This window comes from Microbulbifer maximicatervae (SeqCode), from assembly GCF_052468095.1.
This window is the reverse complement of sequence record NZ_CP174333.1, coordinates 1-5,341: the sequence shown is the minus strand read 5'-3', so window position 1 is coordinate 5,341 and position 5,341 is coordinate 1. Positions and strand designations below refer to the sequence as shown.

Annotated in this window: 10 protein-coding genes; all 10 read left to right on the top strand. The window is 44.1% G+C overall.

The genetic code is table 11. The features are described from left to right. Positions 1 to 21 precede the first annotated feature (21 nt). The 10 genes from ACJJIL_RS23500 (at position 22) to ACJJIL_RS23455 (ending at position 5,338) form a co-directional block, all read left to right on the top strand. A complete protein-coding gene (locus ACJJIL_RS23500) occupies positions 22 to 429 on the top strand; it encodes a hypothetical protein (protein WP_444913286.1) in 408 nt (135 codons plus the stop codon). 106 nt (positions 430 to 535) lie between these two features. Continuing rightward, complete coding sequence (locus ACJJIL_RS23495) at positions 536 to 889, top strand: hypothetical protein (protein ID WP_444905576.1); 354 nt, start codon at positions 536 to 538, stop codon at positions 887 to 889. Next, entirely contained in the window at positions 880 to 1,365 is a 486-nt protein-coding gene (locus ACJJIL_RS23490; RefSeq protein ID WP_445360388.1) for a hypothetical protein, read from the top strand. The genes ACJJIL_RS23495 and ACJJIL_RS23490 overlap by 10 nt, the downstream gene beginning before the upstream one ends. A gap of 528 nt (positions 1,366 to 1,893) precedes the next feature. Further along, entirely contained in the window at positions 1,894 to 2,388 is a 495-nt protein-coding gene (locus ACJJIL_RS23485) for a hypothetical protein (protein ID WP_445360387.1), read from the top strand. A 98-nt stretch (positions 2,389 to 2,486) separates the two neighbouring features. Further along, positions 2,487 to 2,870 (top strand): hypothetical protein, encoded by a 384-nt coding sequence (locus tag ACJJIL_RS23480; protein WP_445360386.1) that lies wholly within the window; start codon positions 2,487 to 2,489, stop codon positions 2,868 to 2,870. 91 nt (positions 2,871 to 2,961) lie between these two features. Continuing rightward, positions 2,962 to 3,294, top strand: a complete 333-nt coding sequence (locus tag ACJJIL_RS23475) for a hypothetical protein (protein WP_445360385.1) — start codon at positions 2,962 to 2,964, stop codon at positions 3,292 to 3,294. An 80-nt stretch (positions 3,295 to 3,374) separates the two neighbouring features. Beyond that, positions 3,375 to 3,746, top strand: coding sequence for a hypothetical protein (locus ACJJIL_RS23470; protein ID WP_444935367.1), 372 nt, complete (start codon positions 3,375 to 3,377; stop codon positions 3,744 to 3,746). A 106-nt stretch (positions 3,747 to 3,852) separates the two neighbouring features. Then, positions 3,853 to 4,110 (top strand): hypothetical protein, encoded by a 258-nt coding sequence (locus ACJJIL_RS23465; protein ID WP_444898103.1) that lies wholly within the window; start codon positions 3,853 to 3,855, stop codon positions 4,108 to 4,110. 81 nt (positions 4,111 to 4,191) lie between these two features. Beyond that, on the top strand, positions 4,192 to 4,563 hold the full coding sequence (locus ACJJIL_RS23460; RefSeq protein WP_282931105.1) for a hypothetical protein: 372 nt from the start codon (positions 4,192 to 4,194) through the stop codon (positions 4,561 to 4,563). Positions 4,564 to 5,089: 526 nt separating this feature from the next. Beyond that, positions 5,090 to 5,338, top strand: coding sequence for a DUF7336 domain-containing protein (locus tag ACJJIL_RS23455; RefSeq protein WP_445360384.1), 249 nt, complete (start codon positions 5,090 to 5,092; stop codon positions 5,336 to 5,338). Positions 5,339 to 5,341 lie beyond the last annotated feature (3 nt).

The following is a 5,341-nucleotide window of genomic DNA, read 5'->3' as shown; positions in this document are numbered from 1 at the left end:
TAGCAGTCTACGGAGGCATAGTTGAGACCTCTACGAAAACTATTGCTACTTCTGGAAGTAGTTATTTGCTTTGGCCCCTCACTTTTAATATTAGCGATGGGGTTAATCGTTATTCCTGTAGCGATATCATCCCTACTTGAAGGTCAATTTTCGGGCCTATACCTTATGGCGATGCTATTAGGTGGTAGCTTTGGTATGGTAGGGATTATATCGTTAGTATTAAAAATTATTGAGCCAGAGAGTAGTGTATTGTCACCAACCAAAATCAAAATATTCATGGCTATGGGACTTATATCCATATTAGGTTTCCTCTTCATGGTTTCTGAAGGCGGAATAAGTTGGCAAATGGTGGTGCTGTGTCTACCAATTTTGTCGTCGCTACACCTGCTTTACTTAGGTCGGCGATATGTACTTTCTATCAGCCGCTAACAAATACAGGCAGGTTGCTCCGGCCCTGCAGGCCTGCGCGGGACAGCCTACGCTATGCTTCGGCCGCCCCTGCTGTGGGCGTTATGAGTCTTTAGGGGTTCAGTGGATGAGGAATTTTATAACACCCCTCTGTTTGTTGATGTCGTTTGAGGTTCAAGCAAATGACTACTTAGAAAACAAGAGGTGGAGAGATGATTTTACCGAAGGGCTTTGGAAGGGGTGCATCGATAAAACAATCGTTCAGTCAGGGTACTTCGCTGAGTTTGGTAACATATCAAAAGAGTATTTTGAAAATCCGCGAGATCCATATTTAATAAAAATTAAAGAAGCCTGCAGTTGTCAAACAAAGTACTTTGAAGAAAATTACAGTACAGAAAACTTGAAGGAGATCCTTTCTGGACCAAAAGTTACACAGGCATTTTCTGTGTTGGCGGCAGGGTTGGCGGAATCATGCAATTAACTCATAACAAGTTGCCGCACAATCGCCCTTCGGGCTGGACCTCCCTTTCGGTCGGCCTGTGGGCAAGGCGTTATGAATTCATGAGAAATACTAAATCAATACTACTACTAGTTCTCTTGGGGCTGACCGCTTGTAGTAATAAGCCGTCCGGTGGGTTTATGCGAGGAGATGTGCCTATGGTTGTCGGTATGTTTGAAAATTACTATGGCAAGCATGTTCAAGTTGTCGGTTATATGTACAAACCGCCTAGAGGCAATGTTTTAGTATTAATTCCATCAAAAGATCATATTAATTTACAGACACAGCCTCCAGCTAACGTATTGAGTTTACTGTTATTCTCCGACACAGCAATTAGAAATGGCAGCGTTCACTCCGAGATGGAAGGCTGTATCGGTAAGACTACCTATGTGTCTGGGCTAGTCGGCATTTTTTCTGGGTTACCTGCAATTGAAGAGATTCGTGAAGTGGCGTGCTAAATTCATAACAAACGCAAGCAGGATGCTCCGGCCCTTCGGGCCTCCGCGGGACGCCCAACGCTATGCACATTTTGTGCGGATCGCTTCGCTCCCAGTTTCGCACAAAATATGCATAGCATTGGTCGCCCCTGTTGCGGGCGTTATTGTGGCGGTCGGTTTTATTGATTTTTCGTGGTAACTGAAGGTTTCGTGCCACTAAATAGCATCTGGTATTGAGCAATTTTACTGATTGCTATTCAGGCAGTTTCGCTCCAAGAGTGTTCGCTCGGGTGTTGTAAAAAGAGGCAGTCCGCTGCAATTTCGCGGATTGCCAGTAAGATAGGAATTGGTTAGGGAAAGTGCGGTATTCTTCCCTCGTAAATATTGGGCAGCGGCCAGCCAAACTATGGCTGGCAAAGTGCTAGTAGTCGGTCCCGAGCGCGCCAGCCATAACCAGGCTAGGCAAGCTCGCCCAACCCCTTCGGGGCTGGGCTGGACAGCCTACGCGTTGCTTCGGCTGCCCTTGCTAGCGGCGTTATATGAGGCTGTATGAATAGAAAGAGCGTTGCAGCAACAGTGAATGCAGTTTGTTTTGAGAAGTTTGTTGAAGCTGAGACACCTGATGGCACATTAATAAGATATGTTCATGTGTTTGACCGTCCTTATGATAAGGAACAGATTGGAATTACAGAAGATGGATTTTGGTGCGTCGCGACCAGCAGTATCGTTTGGCAGGTAAAGTCAGTCCACCAAGCACATTTTTTCTATTTATTTTTCTATTCAAAAATTGCACATGTAATAGAGTTGATCAAGGAAGGCCTAAAAAATTTAGGTCTTCCCGAAAATGCTCTGATGACGTTTCCATTTGATGAGCTAGTAATCGGAGCCCTCCAAGGTGGTTGGAGAAAGCAGGCTTTGGATTGGATCGATCAAGGTTACCCTTTAAACGATGAGATGATTCTCATTCTTTGTGACAATGACAAGCAATCTAAATTATGGATAAATCATCAAAAAGAGCGATTTCATGACCTGTTCAACATATAACAAGGTGATGATGTTCGTTCCGGCCCTGCGGGCCTCCACCGGACGTTCGCTGCTTCGCAACGCCCGCCGCATATCACGGCGTTATGTGCGGATAGATCATGGAATATAGTTTAGAGCTAGCCTTCAATCTGAAAAAAGATGTTTCCGCCGAAGAAGCGGATAAACTAGCATCAATAATTATCGAATCTGAAAAAACTAGTAATAAACAAAGGGCATATGAAGCAGCTGTGGCTTTATGCAATATTGGGGGATGCCGAACAGAGGGGTTGGGGTACTCTGAGGAGGTTAGTGACATTGTCGCATCGTGGGTAAATGATGTGTTTGATGAATCAAATATAGAATTCTGTCACAGGCTGGCGGAGGTTCTGTGTGAATTAACTTCGAGTAAGGCGAAAGAAATAACTTTGAACCTATATCACAAAGCTAATAATCCAAATGTAAAAGAGCAGCTAATAGAGGCCTATATGTATGGCGGCACATAACAAGGCCATCAACCATCGCCCACTGCGTGGGCTGGACCTCCAAACCGCTGCGCGGTTTTCCGGCCGGTTATGGCGGCGTTAAACGATAATTATGGAAATCACACTATTAGATCCAGAATCAAAAGTAATCGCTGAAGATGACAGCGATGGTATTTTCGAATTTGATGAAGGAAGTTCGGTTGTTTACAAACACCACTCTGATCAAAAGGTTTGGTATGTAAATCACAACTATAATCATTTTAAAGAGTCGGTTGATGCTTTCAATTCCTATAACGATGCCATTGATGCGAATCAATCGGAAGAAAAACAGCTTGCATTAGTAGCGCAACTGAAAAGCCGCTTAATAAAAATAGAGGATTTTCAGTCACTGAATAACTCGTACTGGGAGTCTATTTTGCAGCAGTGTGAATGGGGGCAACTGTGACGTTTAACAAATTCAGGCAGCATCGCCCCTACGGGGCTGGACGGCTTCGCCGCCGCTGCTAAAGGCGTTAAGGCTCACAAGTGAACAACATTAAGTCGATAATTAGCTTGGTTAGTCTTGGTGTTATTGCCATATTGATTTGGCTGTTCTTTTCAGCAGCTCAATCATTTAGGAAAGATCACTACAAAGGAATTTTGGAATTCGGCTTTGAAGTGAGAGCATTTAGGGTCTGTGAAGGTGGTCAATCGCTCTGGGTTTCTAGAGGTGTTGTTGATAAATTCAAGAAAAAATATGAGCCGAATGGCCTTCTTTATTACCCTCCGCTCTACGTTGAGATGAAAGCGGCCCTGTCTAAGAAGGGAAGATATGGGTATGGCGGGATATACGAATATGAAATCGTACCGGTAGAAATTATAGAACTCACAGATATAGTGCCTCCGGAGTGCGAATGACTACTGTAGGCCTTAACAAGTTGCGGCACAATCACCGCTGCGCGGTTGGACAACCAAACCTTTGGTTTGTCTGCCTGTGCGCAAAGCGTTAAATACAGGGAATTAAATGAAGAAAGGAAACAAGACTACAGGAATACAATTGCTGATCTTATTGGGCTTGTTTGTTGCTTCTATCGTTTGGTGGAGGCTTTGGTTTTACCAAGGCTTTGTTGGTCCCATTCCTTTCTTACATTGGTTTATCCACGTGGATGGTGAGGCCTCGTATGACTTAACCTATTGTGAAATGTTTATTCAACTCATACTGGTTTGGTTATCATCTAATGTGTTTTACTATGTTAAAAAACGTTATGGTAAAAGCATTTAACCAGCTCAGGCACGCGACCCACTTTTCGTTCCGCCTTTCGGCTCCACAAAAAGCGCTCGCATGCTAAAGACGTTATGCATCATGAATAAATTACCACTCATCATACTTATCTCGCTTCTTTCGGCATGCGCAACCTATAAAGTTGAGCCGGAGGACAAATTTAGTGAAGCTATAAGCGATAAAGATGCTGTCGCCGTAACAAGAGTAAATAAGTGGCCAGAAGGCAATCATTGTTTTGAACCAATGATGTACGTACTCACGCTAGGCATTATCCCTACCCACTGCATCAATACATACAGTGTTTCATCCGGGTCACAAGAGCTTGGTCAGGTTAAAGTTACCTCAATGCAAGGCTGGGTAGCTCTTTTAATAGCTCCATTTCCAAATTGGCAGTATGGTTACACCAATGAGGTGGAGTCTGAAATCAAAGATATGGTGCAGGTAGCAGAGTAAAATGCATAACCAGGCCAGGCAAGATCGCCCAACCGGAGGCTGGGCTGGACAGCCTACGCTCTGCTTCGGCTGCCCTTGCTGGCAACGTTATGTGCTTCAACGAAGAGATATGAACTTTGAGTAAATGGCTTTACCTAATAGTTGTTTTTGTCATGGCCGGTTTGCTTTATCCAATAATCTATCTCCTGGGCCTAGAAAGGTTAGGGGGCGGAGCTTTACTGAAGGTCCCGGAGTTCATCTTGTATAGCGTGCTAATAGGATTCTTCTTGTATCCGTTCATGGAGGGTTATAGACGCTATAAAATGGGTAGTCACTCATTGGCTGTTATTTTTCTTATCTCCGGAATAATTTTACCAGTTATAAGTGGCGCTTTTTTAATAATTTTATTTGAATCTATGTTGAAGTCTGGAAGCCATGGATGACACAGCAGCACATAACCAGGCCAAGCAAGCTCGCCCAGCTATGAGCTGGGCTGGACGGCCTACGCTACGCTTCGGCCGCCCTTGTTGGCAACGTTAAGCACACTATGAAATCTGCATTTTTATTACAGCACTTACACGTCATCGCAGAAGATAATGAATGTGTAAAAGTCATTGGTCTCTACGCAAGTAAAGAGGATGCCCTAGGCGCTATTGAAAGGTTAGCTTCTCAACCTGGGTTCTCTGGTTGCCCAAAGCTAATTGATCCTCTTGAGGACGATGAGGAAAGTGGGTTTTATATTGATGAATATGAGATAGGCCAAGACCATTGGTCCGAGGGGTACGTTACAGTCTAATGC